Genomic DNA, 20017 nt, shown 5'->3' on the forward strand with positions numbered 1-20017 from the left:
GCATTGATGAATTAATTCAGTGTCATTGTTTCCTCCACAAGTACATGCGGGGAGAAGTCCGAACTTTAATTAATACATTAAAAATAGGAATTTTTTTTATTTTTAAAATAAAAAAAAATTAAGTAATTGTAAATTGAAAAAATATAAAAAAATTAAAAAAGTATATTACAGATAATAAAAAAAATAAATAATTTTAATTTTTAAGTTGATTTAAGTAAAAATATTGAAAAAAATATTTGAATTTATTAAAATATAAACATTCCTATTAAGGAAATTTAAATTTATTTCAATGAGTTGATTTTTTATGGTTCTTTGTAATGAATATTTAATTTAAACCCTAAAATAATAATTGTAGATATTAAGATTATTGAATCTAAACTTACAACTTCTCAATTTTTTATGAATATTCCATAAGTTATTCATAAAAAACAAGATAAAAATTGAATTAATAACATGAAAAATGATAAATCACGCACTCTTTTTGTTTTTATTATTTTTATAATTTGAGGTAAAAAGATAAAACTATTTACAGCAACTGCTAATCAACCAATTATTTCTACATTCATAATATCTACCTTTCTTTTTATTTTTTTAAAATAAACACAACGATATATGAATTGTCTCATATACCATTGTGTTTAAAATTACAATTTGTAAATCAATTAAATAATTATTTTTGATTTTCACTTTCATATATTTTCTTGTTTTCTTCTGCCATTTTTACATATTTAGATTTTTCTTCGTTTGTCATTTCTTTTCAATGATTACCAATCAATTTGGCAACTTCTGCAACTTTAGATTTAAGTTCTGGTTTTTGTTGAATAATCTCTGCTCTTTTTTCCTTACTAAAAAGCATATAAGCGTTCATTGGTCTTTTAATTTTATTTGACATATTTTTACCCCCTAAATTTTCTTACTATAATTTTACATTATTTTAAAATAAAATCTATCCACGATTACGATTTTTTAACTTTAAGTCTTGTACACAAATTTGCTTTTTAAGTTCCTGAATTTCTTGTTTCAAATTTTTAATTTCTAAATAAGGGTCTTGTTCTAAAGTAAAAATAGCAAATTTAGAAATTAACTGCTATTGTTCACTGACAGATAATTTATAAGATTTTGCTTCATTTGATTTATTCTTGTTTGAATAATCTATTCAATGACTAATTAAATACTTACTTTCTACTCGTCCAATACCACTTGAATAAAAATATGTTTTTCTATTATTTATAAAAACCATTAATGGTTTTTCTTTTGATTTATTATCTTTATTAGATGTCCCTAATCATAATAAAGATTTAGTATACTTAAATCATAATCAAATTGCTGGTCTACCATTTTCATGATCTAATTCATCAGAACGATGTAAATAATATATATAGCTAACTAAAGTAATGTTTACTCATAAATAATGTAAAATAATAATATGTAATTTAAACAGTTTTTGAATTTAAAAGTACAATTCAGCAATATTTAAAATAGATTAGGAAGAATAAATTATGCCAAAACCATACAGTGAAGACTTACGAAGAAAAGTAATAGAAACCTATGAAAGTAAAAACATGAAAATTAAAGAAATTTGTAAAGTGTTCAATATTACTAGAAAGACTTTATTCTTATGAAGAAAAAGAAAAAAAGAAACTGGGCATATAAAACCAATTTTGAATTATCAAAAAGGACATAGCCACAAAATAAAGGATTTAGATTAATAAAAAAATTGGAATGGCAATCTTTTTTAGGACTGTTTTTTGGTAGACATTTGTGCTTGGTGTTTTATGGGGGTTAAGTAGTTTAGAGTGCTGTGGATTCTTATGTTGTTGTATCAATTGATATAATCAAATAATTCTAATTTTAATTGGATTAATGATGTAAAATTTTTATCATTAATAAATTCTGTTTTGAAAGTTTTGAAAGTTGCTTCAGCAACAGCGTTATCATAAGGACAACCTTTTTTTGCTTAAAGAGCGGGTAATATTGAAGGCTAATAAAAGTTTATCAATAGTTTTATTATTAAATTCATTACCGCGATCGCTATGAAATATTTGAATATTTTTTAAACAACGATTTGAGCACATAAATGTTTGATATACTAATGATGCATCTTTTTTAGTACCTACACTATGCCCAATAATTTCGCGATTGTACAGGTCGATTAATAAGCAAATATAGTTTCATTTACCATTAACTTGAACATAAGTTAAATCACTAACAATAGCTTCATTTTTAAACCTATTATTAAAGTCTCTATTAACAAGATTAGTAATTTGACTATCATTGACTTTTCATTATTAATGAAGAAGTCGATTAATGAAGAAGTCGGAATTTTTACATTAATATTTTTATTTAATAAAGCATTACTTGTTATTGTAGAAATTGTAATTAAACTTAATAAAGTCAATAAGTTTTTCATATTATTCTCTTTTTATATCTATTTTTTTATATACCTTTTATTGCATAAAATCCAGCAGCAATAGAGGCTAAATAGTACAGATTTTTAAAAATCCTCAAAAGTTATAAATTACAAAGAGAAGCAAAAGCTGCTGAAAATGCTGAAACTGTAACGGCAAGTTGTTGGAGACCAGGAATAGGAGCTAAAGCAACAACACCAGAAGTACCAGCAACAACATAACCATACTTTTCACAATTATTTGATTTTTCTAAATTTGAGATTCTTTGTTCTAATTCATTAACTTGATTTTTTATAATATCAAAACTTGATTTTATTCCTTGAACATTTTTATTTAACTCATCTAATTTTAATTCATTTTCAACTAAAGTTGAAACATAACTTCAATCTCGAATATAACCTTTAAGAATTTCTTTTTGAATTACTTTATCCATTGTTTGAGGTCTTGAAATAATTTGTTGATTTGTAAATGATAGAAGAGGTTGACCTTGCTGAATATGTGATATATAGTCATTTTGTGCTTGTACAAAACGTTGCTGAGCTTTTGTATAATCATTTAGATTTTGATTAATTTGATAATTTATTTGTGCTTGTTGAAAATCAAAATTATATTTATTATTTCTTAATTCTTCTAATGTATATCCGCTTTTTGAAACGTAAACTTGTTGATTTTGTGATGATGGAATTTGATAGTTTGTTTGAGATAAACTTGAACTTCATTCATTTATATGTTCTATTCATTGTTTAGCTTTAGGATTATTTGCTATGATATTGCTTAATTCATTAAGTTTACTTGTAGTTATATATGAAAAAGTTGGTTTTAAATCACCATAGGAATAATGTTTACTATCCCCATTTACTCTTATTTTAAATTTAAAACATTGACATAAATGTGAAAAATTTTCATTATTTACAATTGAAATTTGATTTATATCAAAATTACGATATTTTCTTTTTAGTGTTTCTTTTACAATACTATCAGAATAAGTCATTAAGATATTTCCTAAATTAACTGTCTCTGCATTATCATAATCAGGAAAATCTCTTTTTAAAGTCTCAAGATATGGATTTGAAAGAATTACACTGTCTCCTCTAATATGGCTATTCAAAAAAGAAAATTGACGATCACCTGATTGATATCATGTTTTTATTTCAACTCTTATCATTTTGTTTTTGCTACTTTTTTGTCAAACATTATTTATATTAATTCAATTATCTCAAATAGAACTGCCAAGTCCTAACATCGCTTTATATGATGGATCATTGACTCCTTCAAGTCTGTAATCCTTTCACACACCACTAGTAACTTTATTTTTAAAAGATTGTATAAATTTCTCTTTATTATTCGATGTTATTTTCAAATAACTCACTTCTTCTCAAAATTTTGGCGTAAATGAAGCATAAATTTCTCCATTTATATAACCACCAAATATATCTTGTTTAAATTCAATAGCATTTTCTCTATCACTATTCGCACCCCTTTTAATTATTCTACTCTTTTCGTGTCGATGTTTATGAGTACTTGTTTCTAGTTCTGTTTGATAAAAAGGGTCAATATTTTGGTTTGGTACTTGTTGATTTAAGTTATATGGTTGATAATTAGTACTTGAATTTGTAAAAGCCATATATTGGTTTATTGATTGTAAATTAGTATTGTTGCTAGCTCAATCTTTAATCTTTTGATTATTATCAATTGATTTAGCATTAATACCTTGTGTTTTATCATTAAAAAGTGGAGCGCTTAGTACTCACAATTTAAATCAATAACTTAGACTAAAATATTTCATAATTTTGTTCTCCTTTGAAAGTAAATATTTCTATATTTACTTTCAAAACAAAGCAATCAGTTAAAAAATTTATATAGTTTTTTTTATTTTCTAAGTCTATAACCATCTGCTAATATTTTAAAACTTTTTTCAAAAAAATACAACAGTAAAATTTTTGCAAAAAATAAGACTATTTAGTCTTATTCTTTATATTTAAATTTAAAAAAATTCAATAGACATATTCCGTAAATAAATTTTTTAAAAATCAATTAATAATTTAAAATTTATTTTATAATTTCTTTATTAATAAATTAATAAGGTGTTGATAAAAATGAATTTTGAAAATTTAAAAAAATTAAAAAATGAACAATTTTATAGATATTTTGGTATAAAACGTTTTCATTTTGATGAAATGTTAACAAAATTAATTGAAATAGAAAATTTAAAAAAAATAAAGGTAGAAAATATAAACTTTCAGTTGAAGAAAGATTGATGATGACTTTAGTATACTGAAAAGAATATTATACTTTTTCCAAATGAGTATTAAATATAAAATGAGTGCATCAAGTTGTTTTCGAATATTACTTGAGTAGAAAATAAACTTAGTGATGACAAAGATTATCAGTTTTAAAAACAAAATATAAATCAAAAATTGAGAAAAAACAAGAAGATTTAAATGAATTTCAATTTTATTTAATTGATTAAACTGAAATTGAAATTGAAAGACCAACTAAAAAAACTACAGTTAGAATATTTTTCTGGTAAAAGTTGAATGTTTTCTATAAAATTTCAAATTATATATGACTTTTTTAAAAAAAAATTGTTGATATTTTTGCTGATAATGGAAAAGTACATGATTTTCAAATATTAAAAATTCAAATCTTGAATTTTCAGAAAAAACAATAATTATTGGTGATTTGGGATATCAAGGAATACAAAATATTTATAAAAATAATATATTACCAATTAAAAAACTAAAAATAAAAATTAACTAAACAAGAAAAAATCTACAATAAAATTATTTCAAAAATTAGAATTAAAGTTGAACATGTTTTTGCTTGATTAAAAAGATTCAAAATTTTAATAAATAAATGTAGAAAAAGTATATTTAGACTTATGCACTTAAGATTTAACTTACTTTGTGAAATTTTTAATAAAACAAAACTATTAAAATAAAAAAATATTAACTTCTATAATTATTAACACTAAAAAATTTATAAATATTATTATTGACAATTGATTAAATTTATTTACGGAATATGTCTAATATTTATTATTTGTTAAATATTTCTATGTGGTGTTGTTCTAGTTTTCAACTATAAATTTTAAAACTCAAATATTTAACATATAAAATATTTTTGTATTTTTTTGAAAAAAGTTTTAAAATATTAGCAGATGGTTATAGACTTAGAAAATAAAGAAAAACTATATAAAGTTTTTAACTGATTGCTTTGTTTTGAAAGTAAATATAGAAATATTTACTTTCAAAGGAGAACAAAATTATGAAATATTTTAGTCTAAGTTATTGATTTAAATTGTGAGTACTAAGCGCTCCACTTTTTAATGATAAAACACAAGGTATTAATGCTAAATCAATTGATAATAATCAAAAGATTAAAGATTGAGCTAGCAACAATACTAATTTACAATCAATAAACCAATATATGGCTTTTACAAATTCAAGTACTAATTATCAACCATATAATTTAAGTCAAACAACAAATGAAACAAAAATAATAACAAATTCAGATCAAAATAAAAAAAGAGTAAAAAGATGTAGTGAAAGAGATAGAGATTGTTATCTAAGAGAAAGTGCACAACTAACAATAAAGTTATCAATGGACTGAGCAGAACAAAACAATCAAAGAGAAACTAACTATATAAATAGTTTAGACCCAAGAATTTCTTTTTTAGGATCAGATATGAAACAAATAGGTGTTCTTTGATTAGACACTGCAGTAAATAGAATAAAATTTTATCCAAAAACTTATTATGATGGAACTAATGGTCGTAATAGTAATGAACAAATTTTTGGAACATATAAAAATATTTTTATTAGAGATAAAAATGATAATCTGATTAGACATATTACTTTTAATACAGATAATTTTATGGGGTCTGTTTTAGATGATCATAATTTAAATAGTAAAAAAGTTCCTAATGATGGACTTGATTATGAAGATGGATATACTATTGAAATTACATCATCACCAGCAGATACAACTTTATTCAAAAGAGATGAATGCTGTAATTGATATTGAAATAATTCAAAGAATGAACATACTGAAAAACTTGTTATAATTAACAATTGATTATGACACAATAATTATTATCAAGAAAAATATTTTTCTTTATTAGTAGATTGAAAGAATAAAGTTAAAAACGGAAGAAATGATAGTTACGAATGAATATTACAACATCTATTTGATTATAAACATGTTATGCAGACAATACAAAATACCATTGCTATAGATAATTTAAAAACTGAAATTTCTCAAATATATAATAAAATTTCACAATTAGAGACACAAATTAGAAATTTACAAAATAAAAGCATAAATGGTTTAAGTGCATGTAGTTCAACTGCAGGCGCTATTAATAATATTAATGGAGCCTTAAAAGTAGCATCAACAGCTTTTTCATTTATACCAGTATTTGGGCAGGGAATTTCAGCTGTTATTAGTTTAACTAGTTCTGCTTGTGCTTTAGCAGGTGCTTACGGAAGAAAAAGAAGAGATGTTTTTACTACTAATATTAAAAATAAATTCGATGATAATTTTATAAAGTCAATTAATCAAGAACAACATTTACCACCTATAACTAATAACAATAATTACATAGCAAATAATATAACAAATCTATAATAAATAGAGGCTTTTTAAAAATCTGTGTATCTTTTTACAAAGTTACTAGTTTAGATTAATTCTATCTTCAAATTTTATCATAAAATGAGCAATTGCTGTATTTCAATTTTGAATGAGCAGTGTTCATTTTTTTGTTATATTTTCTGTAATGTTTAGTAATCTGTGTAACTTACAAAAATAACTATGTTTAATTAATTCTAGTAAATAAAATTAAATAACTAGAAAGAGTGAGTTACGTATGTCTAAAAAACAAAATATTAATAATAATGATCCAATATCAAAAGCAGTAGATTTATTACTAAAAAATAATGAAGATTTAACAACAGTTTTTAAAGAGTGAGGTTTATATAAAGAATTAACAAAAAGATTAGTTGAAAAAATGTTGAATTCTGAAATGCAAAATTATTTAGGATATGAAAAAAATCAACATAATAATAGTGAAAATGCTCGCAATGGTATAAATTCAAAAAAATTAATAACCCAACAAGGTAAAATTGAGATTAATGTAACACGAGATCGTAATATTAATTTTGAGCCAGTAATAGTTGCAAAAAGACAAAGAAGATTTGATGGTTTTGATCAACAAGTTCTTTCATTATATGTCAAAGGCATGACTTTATCAGATATTAGAATGCAGTTACAAGAGTTATATCATGTTGCTGATATTAGCGAAAGTGTTATTAGTCAAATTACTGATGATGTTATTGATGATGTTAAAGCATGACAAAATCGGCCATTAGAAAGTGTTTATCCGATTGTTTATTTTGATTGTATAGTAGTTAAAGTACGACAAGATAAACGCATTATTAACAAATCAGTTTATATAGTACTAGGAGTTGATTTAGAAGGTAAAAAAGATGTTTTAGGCTTATGAATTAGTGAAAATGAAGGTTCTAAGTTTTGATTATCTAATTTCACAGAAATGAAAAATCGAGGCTTAAATGATATTCTTATTGCTTGTAGTGACAATTTAACAGGAATGTCAGAAGCAATACAATCAGTTTATCCTAAAACCGAACATCAATTATGCATAGTTCATCAAATTAGAAATAGTTTAAAATATGTTTCATACAAACATAGAAAATCACTAGTTACAGATTTAAAACCAATTTATAGTGCATGTAGTGAAGAACAATCAATGCAAGCTTTAGAATCTTTTGAAAGTAAATGAAATAAACAATATCCTCAAATTGCTAAATCATGATATAAAAATTGAGATAATTTAATGGTTTTTATTAGTTATCCTGCAGAAATCAAAAGAGTGATTTATACAACAAATGCTATTGAATCTGTTAATAGTCAATTACGAAAAGTTATTAGAAATAAAAAAGTTTTTCCAAATGATATGGCAGTTTTTAAAATATTTTACTTAGCAATTGAAAATATAACAAAAAAATGAACACTGCCCATTCAAAATTGAAATACAGCAATTGCTCATTTTATGATAAAATTTAAAGATAGAATTAATCTAAACTAGTAACTTTGTAAAAAGATACACAGATTTTTAAAAAGCCTCAAATTAACACAACAATTAATTGAAAATTCTGGATGCAAACTATTATTTCTTCCGCCATATTCTCCTAATTTAAATCCAATTGAACATTTTTGATTTGCTATAAAACATAATATAAGAAAAATATTACCAAATTATTGACCAAATATTAAAAAAGCGATTGATTTTTTTCAAGATATGAGTAAACATTACTTTAGTTAGCTATATAATTCCTTTCTTTTAACTAATTTGTTCACTTGTCTACGTAATTAGTGTCAAATAAAGTGTAACCCATCCAATATTTGATATCCTAATTTATTTTAAAATGTGTTATAATAAAATTGTATTAAATTAAATTTAAATTAGAAAGGTGATTAAAATATGACTTGATGAATATGAATTATTATTCTTGCAATTTCTATAGTTATTTCTGCAAGTGTTGCTTTTTTTATTGGGAGAAAGACTAAATAAAAATTTTTAATAGAAGTCAAGTAATAGTGGGTTTGCTCTTGTTATTTCGTAACTCACTGCAACGAGATAAACTCAATGGCTAACCTAACAAAAAATTCTTTGTTAGGTTAGCCATTTTTAAATTTTATTTCGCTTTTTTTAAAAATATTTGTTCTATAAAAAATAAGAACAATTTAATTATAACACTTATTTAAGTTAAATATTTTCATTAATATTAAAAAGAAAAAACAAAATTGCTAAATAAACTGCACAATTGTGCAGTTTTGAAGTAATTATTATATTTACATTTTTTGTGATTTATTATTTTTAATATTATAAATTTGAATATTACTTTTTAAATTTTGGTATCTTTTTTTAGCCTCTTGAACTGATTTTTTAAAATCAACAATTTCTTCTATATTTTTTGTTCTTGATAAAAAATGATTAATATAAACAAAATTAGGATCATATTTAATTTGTTGTAAATAAGGATTAAAAATCCTAATATATTGTTGAGCATCAAATCCTGTTCCTGCTACTCATTGTCATGAACATTGATTAACAATTGGATCATAATCAATTAATTTTTGAGCAAAATATTTTTCTCCTCATCTTCAATCAATATTTAAATTTTTTACTAAATAAGAACCACAAATCATACGTACACGGTTATGCATAGTACCATAATTATTTAATTCATTCATCCCGGCATCAATTAAAGGAATACCGGTTTCTCCTTTGCATCATTTTTTAAAATTTTCTATATTATTATCTCAAATAATATCATTCATTTTTTTAATTCAATTTGTTCCAAATTTTCATTTTTTTTCTATCATAGCATTATAAGTTGCTTGATAGAAAAAATCTCTTCATATCAATTGTCTAGAAAAACTATTATCAAAATAAACAAATCTTTGAATTGCTCAAAAATGAACTTCACGAATAGAAACTATTCCATATTTAATGGCTGTACTAATATGAGAAGTACTGTTTTTAATTAAATCAATTTTATCACGTTGATTTTGATAATTTTTTGATAAACGATTAACAATAATTTCTACTTTTTCTCTTGTTAATGGTAAATTAAAGTCATTATCTTTTAAGTGTTTAATATCTTCGCAATTCGGTAGTTTCATAGCTCGAAATTTTGGAGTTTTTGATATTGTAATATTAAATTTATTTGTTTTAATTGCATTTCAATAAGGAGTAAAAATTTGATAAAAACTGCCATCATCTTTTTTTATTTCATGAGGAGCAAAAAGCATATAATCATGAAATTCACGATAAATAAAACCAATTTCTTTTGATAAATTTTTTAATTGTTGACTTCTTTCTAGAGCATAAGGGCTAAAATCTTTATTAGTGTAAATTTTATTAATAATTATTCCTTGATTAATTAAATTTCTGATTGCGTTTAATTCGTTTTCTGCTTTTAAAACATTAATATGAATTATTTTATTTAATTGTTTTAAACAAAAAATCATTGCTTGAAATGACTTTAGATTAAAAAATTTATTATTTTTAATTTGTTCATTTGTTAGGATAAAAATTAAATAAATTTCTTTTTCTTCTTTTGATAAAGCAATTAAACCTTTGTTATCATGTATTCGAAAGTCTCGATGTAAAATAAAAATATTCATTTTTTTATTATAACCTTTTTTATTAATAAAAGTTTATTTTTTAAAGAATGGATGGGTTACACTTTATTGGGCACTAATTACGTAGACAAGTGAACAAATTAGTTAAAAGAAAGGAATTATAATTATGGCCAATATTAACTCATATTCAGATGAATTTAAAAAACAAATAGTAGCTTTATATCAAAGCGGCAAGTCAGTGTCTTGTCTTGCTAAAGAGTACAATATTACAATTTCAGCTACTTATAATTGGATTAAGCAATTTACTAATTCAGGCATTTTTAAAACCAAAGATAACTGTTCTGTTGAAGAAAATGAATTAATTAAATTAAGAAAATAATTAAAACAATTAAGAATGGAAAATGATATTTTAAAGCAAGCAGCACTAATAATAGGCAGAAAATAGAAATTATTACTAAAAATAAAGTTAAATATAAAATTCGTACAATGTGTCGTTTTTTTAAAATCTCTAAATCAACATATTGTTTTAATTTCAAGAAAAAAGAAGATAAAATTCAAAATAATATGTATGATGAAGCTGTTATTAGTGCTTTTAAAGAAAATAAAGAAGCTTATGGAACAAGAATATTAAAAGTTGTTCTGGTAATTTTTAGTAATCTGTGTAACTTACAAAAATAACTATTTTTAATTAATTCTAGTAAATAAAATTAAATAACTATAAAGAGTGAGTTACGTATTTCTAAAAAACAAAATGTTAATAATAATGATCCAATATCAAAAGCAGTAGATTTATTATTAAAAAATACTGAAGATTTAACAACAGTTTTTAAAGAGGGAGGTTTATATAAAGAATTAACAAAAAGATTAGTTGAAAAAATGTTGAATTTTGAAATGCAAAATTATTTAGGATATGAAAAAAATCAACATAAGATATATTCCGTAAATAAATTTAATCAATTGTCAATAATAATATTTATAAATTTTTTAGTGTTAATAATTATAGAAGTTAATATTTTTTTATTTTAATGGTTTTGTTTTATTAAAAATTTCACAAAGTAAGTTAAATCTTAAGTACATAAGTCTAAATATACTTTTTCTACATTTATTTATTAAAATTTTGAATCTTTTTAATCAAGCAAAAACATGTTCAAATTTAATTCTAATTTTTGAAATAATTTTATTGTAGATTTTTAAAAATCTGTGTATCTTTTTACAAAGTTACTAGTTTAGATTAATTCTATCTTCAAATTTTATCATAAAATGAGCAATTGCTGTATTTCAATTTTGAATGGGCAGTGTTCATTTTTTTGTTATATTTTCAATTGCTAAGTAAAATATTTTAAAAACTGCCATATCATTTGGAAAAACTTTTTTATTTCTAATAAATTTTCGTAATTGACTATTAACATATTCAATAGCATTTGTTGTATAAATCACTCTTTTGATTTCTGCAGGATAACTAATAAAAACCATTAAATTATCTCAATTTTTATATCATGATTTAGCAATTTGAGGATATTGTTTATTTCATTTACTTTCAAAAGATTCTAAAGCTTGCATTGCTTGTTCTTCACTACATGCACTATAAATTGGTTTTAAATCTGTAACTAGTGATTTTCTATGTTTGTATGAAACATATTTTAAACTATTTCTAATTTGATGAACTATGCATAATTGATGTCCGGTTTTAGGATAAACTGATTGTATTGCTTCTGACATTCCTGTTAAATTGTCACTACAAGCAATAAGAATATCATTTAAGCATCGATTTTTCATTTCTGTGAAATTAGATAATCAAAACTTAGAACCTTCATTTTCACTAATTCATAAACCTAAAACATCTTTTTTACCTTCTAAATCAACTCCTATTGCTATATAAACTGATTTGTTAATAATTCTTTTATCTTGTCGTACTTTAACTACTATACAATCAAAATAAACAATCGTATAAACAATTTCTAATGGCCGATTTTGTCATGCTTTAACATCATCAATAACATCATCAGTAATTTGACCAATAACACTTTCACTAATATCAGTACCATGATATAACTATTGTAACTGCATTCTAATATCTGATAAAGTCATGCCTTTGGCATATAATGAAAGAACTTGTTGATCAAAACCATCAAATCTTCTTTGTCTTTTTGCAAATATTACTGGCTCAAAATTACTATTACGATCTCGTGGTACATTAATCTCAATTTTACCTTGTTGAGTTATTAATTTTTTTGAACTTATACCATTGCGAGCATTATCACTATTATTATGTTGATTTTTTTCATACCCTAAATAATTTTGCATTTCAGAATTCAACATTTTTTCAACTAATCTTTTTGTTAATTCTTTATATAAGCCTCACTCTTTAAAAAATGTTGTTAAATCTTCAGTATTTTCTAATAATAAATCTACTGCTTTTGATATCGGATCATTATTATTAATATTTTGTTTTTTAGACATAAGTAACTCACTCTTTCTAGTTATTTAATTTTATTTACTAGAATTAATTAAACATAGTTATTTTTGTAAGTTACACAGATTACTAAACATTACCGATTTTGTTTTTCAAGATATAAGTAAACATTACTTTAGTTAGTTATATGTTATTATCAAAATTAATCATATTTTTTAAGTTTAATTTGCCATAAGTAGTTAAAATTAAAGCATCATTTGATTTATTTAACTGCTTTGAACTAATAAATCTTGCACTAGTTTCTTTTTCACCAACTGTATTATCACTTTTTCCTTTATAGGTTGCAGTTAAATCTAAACCTAATTTAGATAAATCAACACCATAGAAAAATCATAATTTTGTACTTTATTTATTTGCAAAGTGTTTTCCTAAATAATGAATTTTTACTTTTTTATTAGTAACATCAATACCGGTTTCTTCCAACATTTCATTAATTACAGTTTGATAATGACTATTATTTTCAATTCAGCCATTGATAGTACTGTACTGACTAATCTGTTTGTGTTTAAATAATGGGTTGTATTCTTTAGTTAATAAATAATGATATTCATTGTCTTTGAAAACATAGGGTAATATAGTAACTCCTTGGTTGTTACATCAAGGTTCTTCTACACCATGCATAAATTCAACTTTAATAAGTTTTAAATATTCTTTATTCATAAAAATATCTTCCTTTCAAATAAAATTTAGAAGTAAAAAATTGTAACAGCATAGGTTACAACTCACTTATCTTTAAACTTCTTTGCATGAAAGAAAGATAAAATATATTTTATAGATAGGCATAATAAATTACTTAATTTGTGAATTATAAATAATTATTTTTTTTCTTAATAAAACAAAAATTAAAAAAAATAAAATAGTAATAATTGAAAGAAAAATAATCAAACAAATTTTATTAGTTTTTTTCTTTAAATTTTCAATTTCTTCACTTGAAATTACTTCATATCCAAAATTTTTAATAATATCATTTTTGTTTTTCTTGGTAATAATTAAAGAAAAAATATTTACTGAATATACCACAATTAAAATAATTAATGTAATATTAATTTCACTATCCAAATTTTTAAGTGAAAATAATTTTCAAAAACCAATATAAAAGTCTTTATTTCCATTATCATATTGATTATTTAAGAAAAACAAAATACCGAAAAAAAGTAAACCAAATAAAAAAACAAATCCTGTAATTCAATTAAGAATTATTTTTCTAACTATCATTTTTCTATAAAAAATAATAATAAAACTAGGTATTTTATTATCAATATTATTTTGATTTATAATATAATTATTTTTTTCTCCGATAATTTTTTTTAAATCATATATACCATAAAAAAGAACAAAAATTGAAGTTATAAAAATGAAAATTAATAAATATAAATTTGGTATTAATTGAATTTTAATACTACCAATAATAGGGTTTAAAAAATTAAGTTCTTTTGGTAATAACGAAGATAAAGTTTGTATTGAATCTAAAGAATAACCTTTGTTTTTAGCGAAAAAATAAACATAAATAAAAAATGAAGAAATTATTGCAAAACCTAAACCAATCAAAATTAAAAATGTTGATCGTATTTTTTCTATAAAAATTTTTCTTTTAATAAATTTTAAAATACTTTTATTTTGGTTAGCTAAATTTGATGAATAATTATTTTCAACATTAACATTATTTTCCTCTAATTTAGCCACTTCTTCCATAATCTAATCACCAAAATCTTTTTATTTAATTATACTTTTTTTAAAATTTCTTACTCTTAATTTGCTTTTTGTTATTGTAATATTTTTTTTCATAAAACTACTTCATTATTACTATTAAAAAATATTTTATTCAATTTAATATCAAAATATGATTTATATGCAGCAAATGAACTTTCATTTAAAAATCATTTAAAATAAATATTTTCATTATCATGTCAAATATTTAAATCAACTTTTATGTAATTCCCAATTGGAGTTGTGGTATTTAAATCATATGGTAATGTTGGAAATGTGTTGACTTCAACTTTAAACATAGAGTTAGTATTACCTTCACCTTGGTTAATTTTTACGTTTTGTGTTTGATTTGATAATTTTGCAATATTTTTTTCTCATTTGATAATGAAACTTTTAGAATTGAGTGTTCATCAAAATTAAAAGTTTGATATTTTTTTGTAAAATTATTTCATGAATCAGCATAATCAATTCATTTTAATAATTTATATGTATCAGAAATACTATTATGATAAGATCATACTCCATTATATCAATCACTAAAAGAATTAATAATTTAAAATCAAAAATTTTAGAATCAGTAAAAAAAGATTTAGCAAAAACCGATATTATTTTTACTTATGAATTGATAAAAGTTGGTAGAAAATATAACAAAATTATTTTAAATACGCATTTAGATTTAGAAAAATTTAATGCTCAAAATCCTGAATTAGAAAAAGTACCAACTAAAAAATAATATAAAGTATATGCGGATAAATCAAAGCTGAAAGCAAACATTTTTAAAAAACAAAAAAGTAAAATAATTGAAAAAACAATTTTAACTGATAAACAACTACAAAATATTTTGAAAAATATTGATAATGATTAAAATATGATATAGCTAACTAAAGTAATGTTTACTCATATCTTGAAAAACAAAATCAATCGCTTTTTTAATATTTGGTCAATAATTTGGTAATATTTTTCTTATATTATGTTTTATAGCAAATCAAAAATGTTCAATTGGATTTAAATTAGGAGAATATGGGGTAATTTTTAGTAATCTGTGTAACTTACAAAAATAACTATGTTTAATTAATTCTAGTAAATAAAATTAAATAAATAAGACATATTCCGTAAATAAATTTTTTAAAAGTCAATTAATAATTTAAAATTTATTTTATAATTTCTTTATTAATAAATTAATAAGGTGTTGATAAAAATGAATTTTGAAAATTTAAAAAAATTAAAAAATGAACAATTTTATAGATATTTTGGTATAAAACGTTTTCATTTTGATGAAATGTTAACAAAATTAATTGAAATATAAAATTTAAAAAAAACTAAAGGTAGAAAATATAAACTTTCAGTTGAAGAAAGATTGATGATGACTTTAGTATACTGAAAAGAATATTATACTTTTTCCAAATGAGTATTAAATATAAAATGAGTGCATCAAGTTGTTTTCGAAATATTACTTGAGTAGAAAATAAACTTAGTGATGACAAATATTATCAGTTTTTAAAACAAAATATAAATCAAAAATTGAGAAAAAACAAGAAGATTTAAATGAATTTCAATTTTATTTAATTGATTCAACTTAAATTGAAATTGAAAGACCAACTAAAAAAACTACAGTTAGAATATTTTTCTGGTAAAAGTTGAATGTTTTCTATAAAATTTCAAATTATATATGACTTTTTAATAAAAAAATTGTTGATATTTTTGCTGATAATGGAAAAGTACATGATTTTCAAATATTAAAAAATTCAAATCTTGAATTTTCAGAAAAAACAATAATTATTGGTGATTTGGGATATCAAGGAATACAAAATATTTATAAAAATACTATATTACCAATTAAAAAAACTAAAAATAAAAAATTAACTAAACAAGAAAAAATCTACAATAAAATTATTTCAAAAATTAGAATTAAAGTTGAACATGTTTTTGCTTGATTAAAAAGATTCAAAATTTTAATAAATAAATGTAGAAAAAGTATATTTAGACTTATGTACTTAAGATTTAACTTACTTTGTGAAATTTTTAATAAAACAAAACCATTAAAATAAAAAAATATTAACTTCTATAATTATTAACACTAAAAAATTTATAAATATTATTATTGACAATTGATTAAATTTATTTACGGAATATGTCTAATATATGCCAAAGACATGACTTTATCAGATATTAGAATGCAGTTACAATAGTTATATCATGGTACTGATATTAGTGAAAGTGTTATTGGTCAAATTACTGATGATGTTATTGATGATGTTAAAGCATGACAAAATCGGCCATTAGAAAGTGTTTATCCGATTGTTTATTTTGATTGTATAGTAGTTAAAGTACGACAAGATAAACGCATTATTAACAAATCAGTTTATATAGCACTAGGAGTTGATTTAGAAGGTAAAAAAGATATTTTAGGTTTATTAATTAGTGAAAATGAAGGTTCTAAGTTTTGATTATCTAATTTCACAGAAATGAAAAATCGAGGCTTAAATGATATTCTTATTGTTTGTAGTGACAATTTAACAGGAATGTCAGAAGCAATACAATCAGTTTATCCTAAAACCGAACATCAATTATGCATAGTTCATCAAATTAGAAATAAGACATATTCCGTAAATAAATTTTTTAAAAGTCAATTAATAATTTAAAATTTATTTTATAATTTCTTTATTAATAAATTAATAAGGTGTTGATAAAAATGAATTTTGAAAATTTAAAAAAATTAAAAAATGAACAATTTTATAGATATTTTGGTATAAAACGTTTTCATTTTGATGAAATGTTAACAAAATTAATTGAAATAGAAAATTTAAAAAAAACTAAAGGTAGAAAATATAAACTTTCAGTTGAAGAAAGATTGATGATGACTTTAGTATACTGAAAAGAATATTATACTTTTTCCAAATGAGTATTAAATATAAAATGAGTGCATCAAGTTGTTTTCGAAATATTACTTGAGTAGAAAATAAACTTAGTGATGACAAAGATTATCAGTTTTTAAAAACAAAATATAAATCAAAAATTGAGAAAAAACAAGAAGATTTAAATGAATTTCAATTTTATTTAATTGATTCAACTGAAATTGAAATTGAAAGACCAACTAAAAAAACTACAGTTAGAATATTTTTCTGGTAAAAGTTGAATGTTTTCTATAAAATTTCAAATTATATATGACTTTTTTAATAAAAAAAATGTTGATATTTTTGCTGATAATGGAAAAGTACATGATTTTCAAATATTAAAAAATTCAAATCTTGAATTTTCAGAAAAAACAATAATTATTGGTGATTTGGGATATCAAGGAATACAAAATATTTATAAAAATACTATATTACCAATTAAAAAAACTAAAAATAAAAAATTAACTAAACAATAAAAAATCTACAATAAAATTATTTCAAAAATTAGAATTAAAGTTGAACATGTTTTTGCTTGATTAAAAAGATTCAAAATTTTAATAAATAAATGTAGAAAAAGTATATTTAGACTTATGTACTTAAGATTTAACTTACTTTGTGAAATTTTTAATAAAACAAAACCATTAAAATAAAAAAATATTAAAAATATTTTTTTAAAAATTTAAATTTTTATCAAGTTAATATAAAAATAATATTAACAATTTTTGTGTTTGAAATATAAATTTATTTTTAAAGTATTTTTTTAAAAATATTAGCTTCTATAATTATTAACACTAAAAAATTTATAAATATTATTATTGACAATTGATTAAATTTATTTACGGAATATGTCTATAGTTTAAAATATGTTTCATACAAACATAGAAAATCACTAGTTACAGATTTAAAACCAATTTACAGTGCATGTAGTGAAGAACAAGCAATGCAAGCTTTAGAATCTTTTGAAAGTAAATGAAATAAACAATATCCTCAAATTGCTAAATCATGATATAAAAATTGAGATAATTTAATGGTTTTTATTAGTTATCCTGCAGAAATCAAAAGAGTTATTTATACAACAAATGATATTGAATCTGTTAATAGTCAATTACGAAAAGTTATTAGAAATAAAAAAAGTTTTTCCAAATGATATGGCAGTTTTTAAAATATTTTACTTAGCAATTGAAAATATAACAAAAAAATGAACAATGCCCATTCAAAATTGAAATACAGCAATTGCTCATTTTATGATAAAATTTGAAGATAGAATTAATCTAAACTAGTAACTTTGTAAAAAGATACACAGATTTTTAAAAAGCCTCGTTGTTCTAAAAGAAAAGAAAATTAATTTATCAAGACGAAAAATTAAAAAAATTATGAATAAACATAATTTAATATCAAAATACACTAAATTATCATACAAAAATTATCATAATAAAGTCAATGATAGTCAAATTACTAATCTTGTTAATAGAGACTTTAATAATAGGCTTAAAAATAAAGTTATTGTTAGTGATTTAACTTATGTTCAAGTTAATGGTAAATAAAACTATATTTGCTTATTAATCGACCTGTACAATCGCGAAATTATTGGACATAGTGTAGGCGCTAAAAAAGATGCATCATTAGTATATCAAGCATTTATGTGCTCAAATCGTTGTTTAAAAAATATTCAAATATTTCATAGCGATCGCGGTAATGAATTTAATAATAAAACTATTGATAAACTTTTATTAGCCTTCAATATTACCCGCTCTTTAAGCCAAAAAAGGTTGTCCTTATGATAACGCTGTTGCTGAAGCAACTTTCAAAACAGAATTTATTAATGATAAAAATTTTACATCATTAATCCAATTAAAATTAGAATTATTTGATTATATCAATTGATACAACAACATAAGAATCCACAGCACTCTAAACTACTTAACCCCCATAAAATACCAAGCACAAATGTCTACCAAAAAACAGTCCTAAAAAAGGTTGCCATTCCATACTTTAATTGTCCACTTTTCTGGACAAGTTCAATTTTTGTTTTTTTTAAAAAATATTCTTTATTACATTTTTCTATAATTTAATTACAGAATATGTCTAATGAACAAAAATATTTAATATTTTTCTAATTTTTAAAATGGTACATAAAGGGAGAAAAACCTAAATAAATTTATTAAAAACCGAAAAAAAGTTTTTTTCGGGTTTTGAATTATATTACTCAATGATCTTGGAAGTACTGTACAGTAAACATAATATAAGAAATATGAAAATGTTAAATATTTAACATTTAAATTTTATCATTTTTAAAATTATGTTTTGATAATAAATAATAAATTATACTATAAGCGTTATTTATTTGATTAAAAATTAATAAAACA

24 protein-coding genes and 3 pseudogenes are annotated in these 20017 nt (G+C 21.8%); 19 read left to right on the forward strand and 8 right to left on the reverse strand.

What is annotated here, in order from left to right; all coding sequences use genetic code 4:
- Positions 1-302 precede the first annotated feature (302 nt).
- Together ABWV63_RS10470 and ABWV63_RS10475 are read right to left on the reverse strand one after the other, a co-directional pair.
- Positions 303-566, reverse strand: a complete 264-nt coding sequence (locus tag ABWV63_RS10470; protein ID WP_174481634.1) for a SemiSWEET family transporter — start codon at positions 564-566, stop codon at positions 303-305.
- A 104-nt stretch (positions 567-670) separates the two neighbouring features.
- A complete protein-coding gene (locus tag ABWV63_RS10475) occupies positions 671-892 on the reverse strand; it encodes a hypothetical protein (RefSeq protein WP_353307304.1) in 222 nt (73 codons plus the stop codon).
- Positions 893-1499: 607 nt separating this feature from the next.
- Between ABWV63_RS10475 and ABWV63_RS10480 the strand changes: the two genes are divergently transcribed.
- Positions 1500-1709, forward strand: a complete 210-nt coding sequence (locus ABWV63_RS10480; protein ID WP_353306186.1) for an IS630 transposase-related protein — start codon at positions 1500-1502, stop codon at positions 1707-1709.
- Positions 1710-1774: 65 nt separating this feature from the next.
- Here the strand turns inward: ABWV63_RS10480 and ABWV63_RS10485 are convergent.
- Together ABWV63_RS10485 and ABWV63_RS10490 are read right to left on the reverse strand one after the other, a co-directional pair.
- Positions 1775-2219 (reverse strand): annotated as a pseudogene (locus tag ABWV63_RS10485) (IS3 family transposase); the annotation flags it as partial.
- A 292-nt stretch (positions 2220-2511) separates the two neighbouring features.
- Positions 2512-4194, reverse strand: a complete 1683-nt coding sequence (locus ABWV63_RS10490; protein WP_353307305.1) for a hypothetical protein — start codon at positions 4192-4194, stop codon at positions 2512-2514.
- A gap of 310 nt (positions 4195-4504) precedes the next feature.
- On the opposite strand from ABWV63_RS10490, the gene ABWV63_RS10495 reads away from it, so the two are divergent.
- The 4 genes from ABWV63_RS10495 to ABWV63_RS10510 all read left to right on the forward strand — a co-directional run bounded on the left by ABWV63_RS10495 (position 4505) and on the right by ABWV63_RS10510 (position 8751).
- Positions 4505-4678 (forward strand): hypothetical protein, encoded by a 174-nt coding sequence (locus ABWV63_RS10495; RefSeq protein ID WP_353305886.1) that lies wholly within the window; start codon positions 4505-4507, stop codon positions 4676-4678.
- Between the two features lie 997 nt (positions 4679-5675).
- A complete protein-coding gene (locus tag ABWV63_RS10500) occupies positions 5676-7037 on the forward strand; it encodes a hypothetical protein (RefSeq protein WP_353307306.1) in 1362 nt (453 codons plus the stop codon).
- A 238-nt stretch (positions 7038-7275) separates the two neighbouring features.
- Positions 7276-8514 (forward strand): IS256 family transposase, encoded by a 1239-nt coding sequence (locus tag ABWV63_RS10505; protein WP_353307307.1) that lies wholly within the window; start codon positions 7276-7278, stop codon positions 8512-8514.
- A gap of 42 nt (positions 8515-8556) precedes the next feature.
- A complete protein-coding gene (locus ABWV63_RS10510) occupies positions 8557-8751 on the forward strand; it encodes a transposase (protein WP_353307337.1) in 195 nt (64 codons plus the stop codon).
- 530 nt (positions 8752-9281) lie between these two features.
- Here ABWV63_RS10510 and ABWV63_RS10515 read toward each other — a convergent pair.
- Positions 9282-10619, reverse strand: coding sequence for a deoxyribodipyrimidine photo-lyase (locus ABWV63_RS10515; protein WP_353307308.1), 1338 nt, complete (start codon positions 10617-10619; stop codon positions 9282-9284).
- A 124-nt stretch (positions 10620-10743) separates the two neighbouring features.
- Here ABWV63_RS10515 and ABWV63_RS10520 point away from each other — a divergent pair, with 124 nt between their 5' ends.
- Both ABWV63_RS10520 and ABWV63_RS10525 read left to right on the forward strand, forming a co-directional pair.
- Positions 10744-10956, forward strand: a complete 213-nt coding sequence (locus ABWV63_RS10520) for a transposase (protein WP_353307309.1) — start codon at positions 10744-10746, stop codon at positions 10954-10956.
- 107 nt (positions 10957-11063) lie between these two features.
- Positions 11064-11255, forward strand: coding sequence for a hypothetical protein (locus tag ABWV63_RS10525; protein WP_353307310.1), 192 nt, complete (start codon positions 11064-11066; stop codon positions 11253-11255).
- A gap of 543 nt (positions 11256-11798) precedes the next feature.
- On the opposite strand, the pseudogene ABWV63_RS10530 reads toward ABWV63_RS10525, so the two are convergent.
- The 3 genes and pseudogenes from ABWV63_RS10530 to ABWV63_RS10540 all read right to left on the reverse strand — a co-directional run bounded on the left by ABWV63_RS10530 (position 11799) and on the right by ABWV63_RS10540 (position 14742).
- Positions 11799-13037: pseudogene (locus ABWV63_RS10530) on the reverse strand (IS256 family transposase).
- A gap of 358 nt (positions 13038-13395) precedes the next feature.
- On the reverse strand, positions 13396-13710 hold the full coding sequence (locus tag ABWV63_RS10535; RefSeq protein ID WP_353307311.1) for an NUDIX hydrolase: 315 nt from the start codon (positions 13708-13710) through the stop codon (positions 13396-13398).
- Between the two features lie 129 nt (positions 13711-13839).
- A complete protein-coding gene (locus tag ABWV63_RS10540; RefSeq protein WP_353307312.1) occupies positions 13840-14742 on the reverse strand; it encodes an MSC_0882 family membrane protein in 903 nt (300 codons plus the stop codon).
- A 520-nt stretch (positions 14743-15262) separates the two neighbouring features.
- On the opposite strand from ABWV63_RS10540, the gene ABWV63_RS10545 reads away from it, so the two are divergent.
- The 12 genes and pseudogenes from ABWV63_RS10545 to ABWV63_RS10600 all read left to right on the forward strand — a co-directional run.
- Entirely contained in the window at positions 15263-15490 is a 228-nt protein-coding gene (locus ABWV63_RS10545) for a hypothetical protein (RefSeq protein ID WP_353307313.1), read from the forward strand.
- 671 nt (positions 15491-16161) lie between these two features.
- On the forward strand, positions 16162-16302 hold the full coding sequence (locus ABWV63_RS10550; protein ID WP_353307314.1) for a hypothetical protein: 141 nt from the start codon (positions 16162-16164) through the stop codon (positions 16300-16302).
- A gap of 92 nt (positions 16303-16394) precedes the next feature.
- Positions 16395-16805, forward strand: a complete 411-nt coding sequence (locus ABWV63_RS10555; protein ID WP_353305744.1) for a transposase family protein — start codon at positions 16395-16397, stop codon at positions 16803-16805.
- 141 nt (positions 16806-16946) lie between these two features.
- Positions 16947-17399 (forward strand): transposase, encoded by a 453-nt coding sequence (locus ABWV63_RS10560; RefSeq protein ID WP_353307338.1) that lies wholly within the window; start codon positions 16947-16949, stop codon positions 17397-17399.
- Between the two features lie 50 nt (positions 17400-17449).
- Entirely contained in the window at positions 17450-17713 is a 264-nt protein-coding gene (locus ABWV63_RS10565) for a hypothetical protein (protein ID WP_353305542.1), read from the forward strand.
- Entirely contained in the window at positions 17656-17886 is a 231-nt protein-coding gene (locus ABWV63_RS10570) for a hypothetical protein (RefSeq protein WP_353305844.1), read from the forward strand. Before ABWV63_RS10565 ends, ABWV63_RS10570 begins: the two co-directional genes overlap by 58 nt.
- Before the next feature lie 7 nt (positions 17887-17893).
- Positions 17894-18127 carry a hypothetical protein gene (locus ABWV63_RS10575; protein ID WP_353305857.1) on the forward strand — a complete coding sequence of 78 codons (234 nt, stop codon included), beginning with the start codon at positions 17894-17896 and terminating at the stop codon, positions 18125-18127.
- A gap of 434 nt (positions 18128-18561) precedes the next feature.
- On the forward strand, positions 18562-18813 hold the full coding sequence (locus ABWV63_RS10580) for a transposase (RefSeq protein ID WP_353307339.1): 252 nt from the start codon (positions 18562-18564) through the stop codon (positions 18811-18813).
- Positions 18800-18931, forward strand: a complete 132-nt coding sequence (locus ABWV63_RS10585; RefSeq protein ID WP_338979449.1) for a hypothetical protein — start codon at positions 18800-18802, stop codon at positions 18929-18931. The genes ABWV63_RS10580 and ABWV63_RS10585 overlap by 14 nt, the downstream gene beginning before the upstream one ends.
- A gap of 93 nt (positions 18932-19024) precedes the next feature.
- Positions 19025-19195, forward strand: coding sequence for a hypothetical protein (locus tag ABWV63_RS10590; RefSeq protein ID WP_353307315.1), 171 nt, complete (start codon positions 19025-19027; stop codon positions 19193-19195).
- 15 nt (positions 19196-19210) lie between these two features.
- Positions 19211-19435 carry a DDE-type integrase/transposase/recombinase gene (locus ABWV63_RS10595; protein WP_353307340.1) on the forward strand — a complete coding sequence of 75 codons (225 nt, stop codon included), beginning with the start codon at positions 19211-19213 and terminating at the stop codon, positions 19433-19435.
- Positions 19436-19463: 28 nt separating this feature from the next.
- A pseudogene (locus tag ABWV63_RS10600) lies at positions 19464-19622 on the forward strand (IS3 family transposase); the annotation flags it as partial.
- Positions 19623-20017 lie beyond the last annotated feature (395 nt).

Source organism: Spiroplasma ixodetis (genome assembly GCF_040369795.1).
In the GTDB taxonomy this organism is placed as follows: Bacteria; Bacillota_I; Bacilli_A; order Mycoplasmatales; family VBWQ01; genus Spiroplasma_E; species Spiroplasma_E ixodetis_B.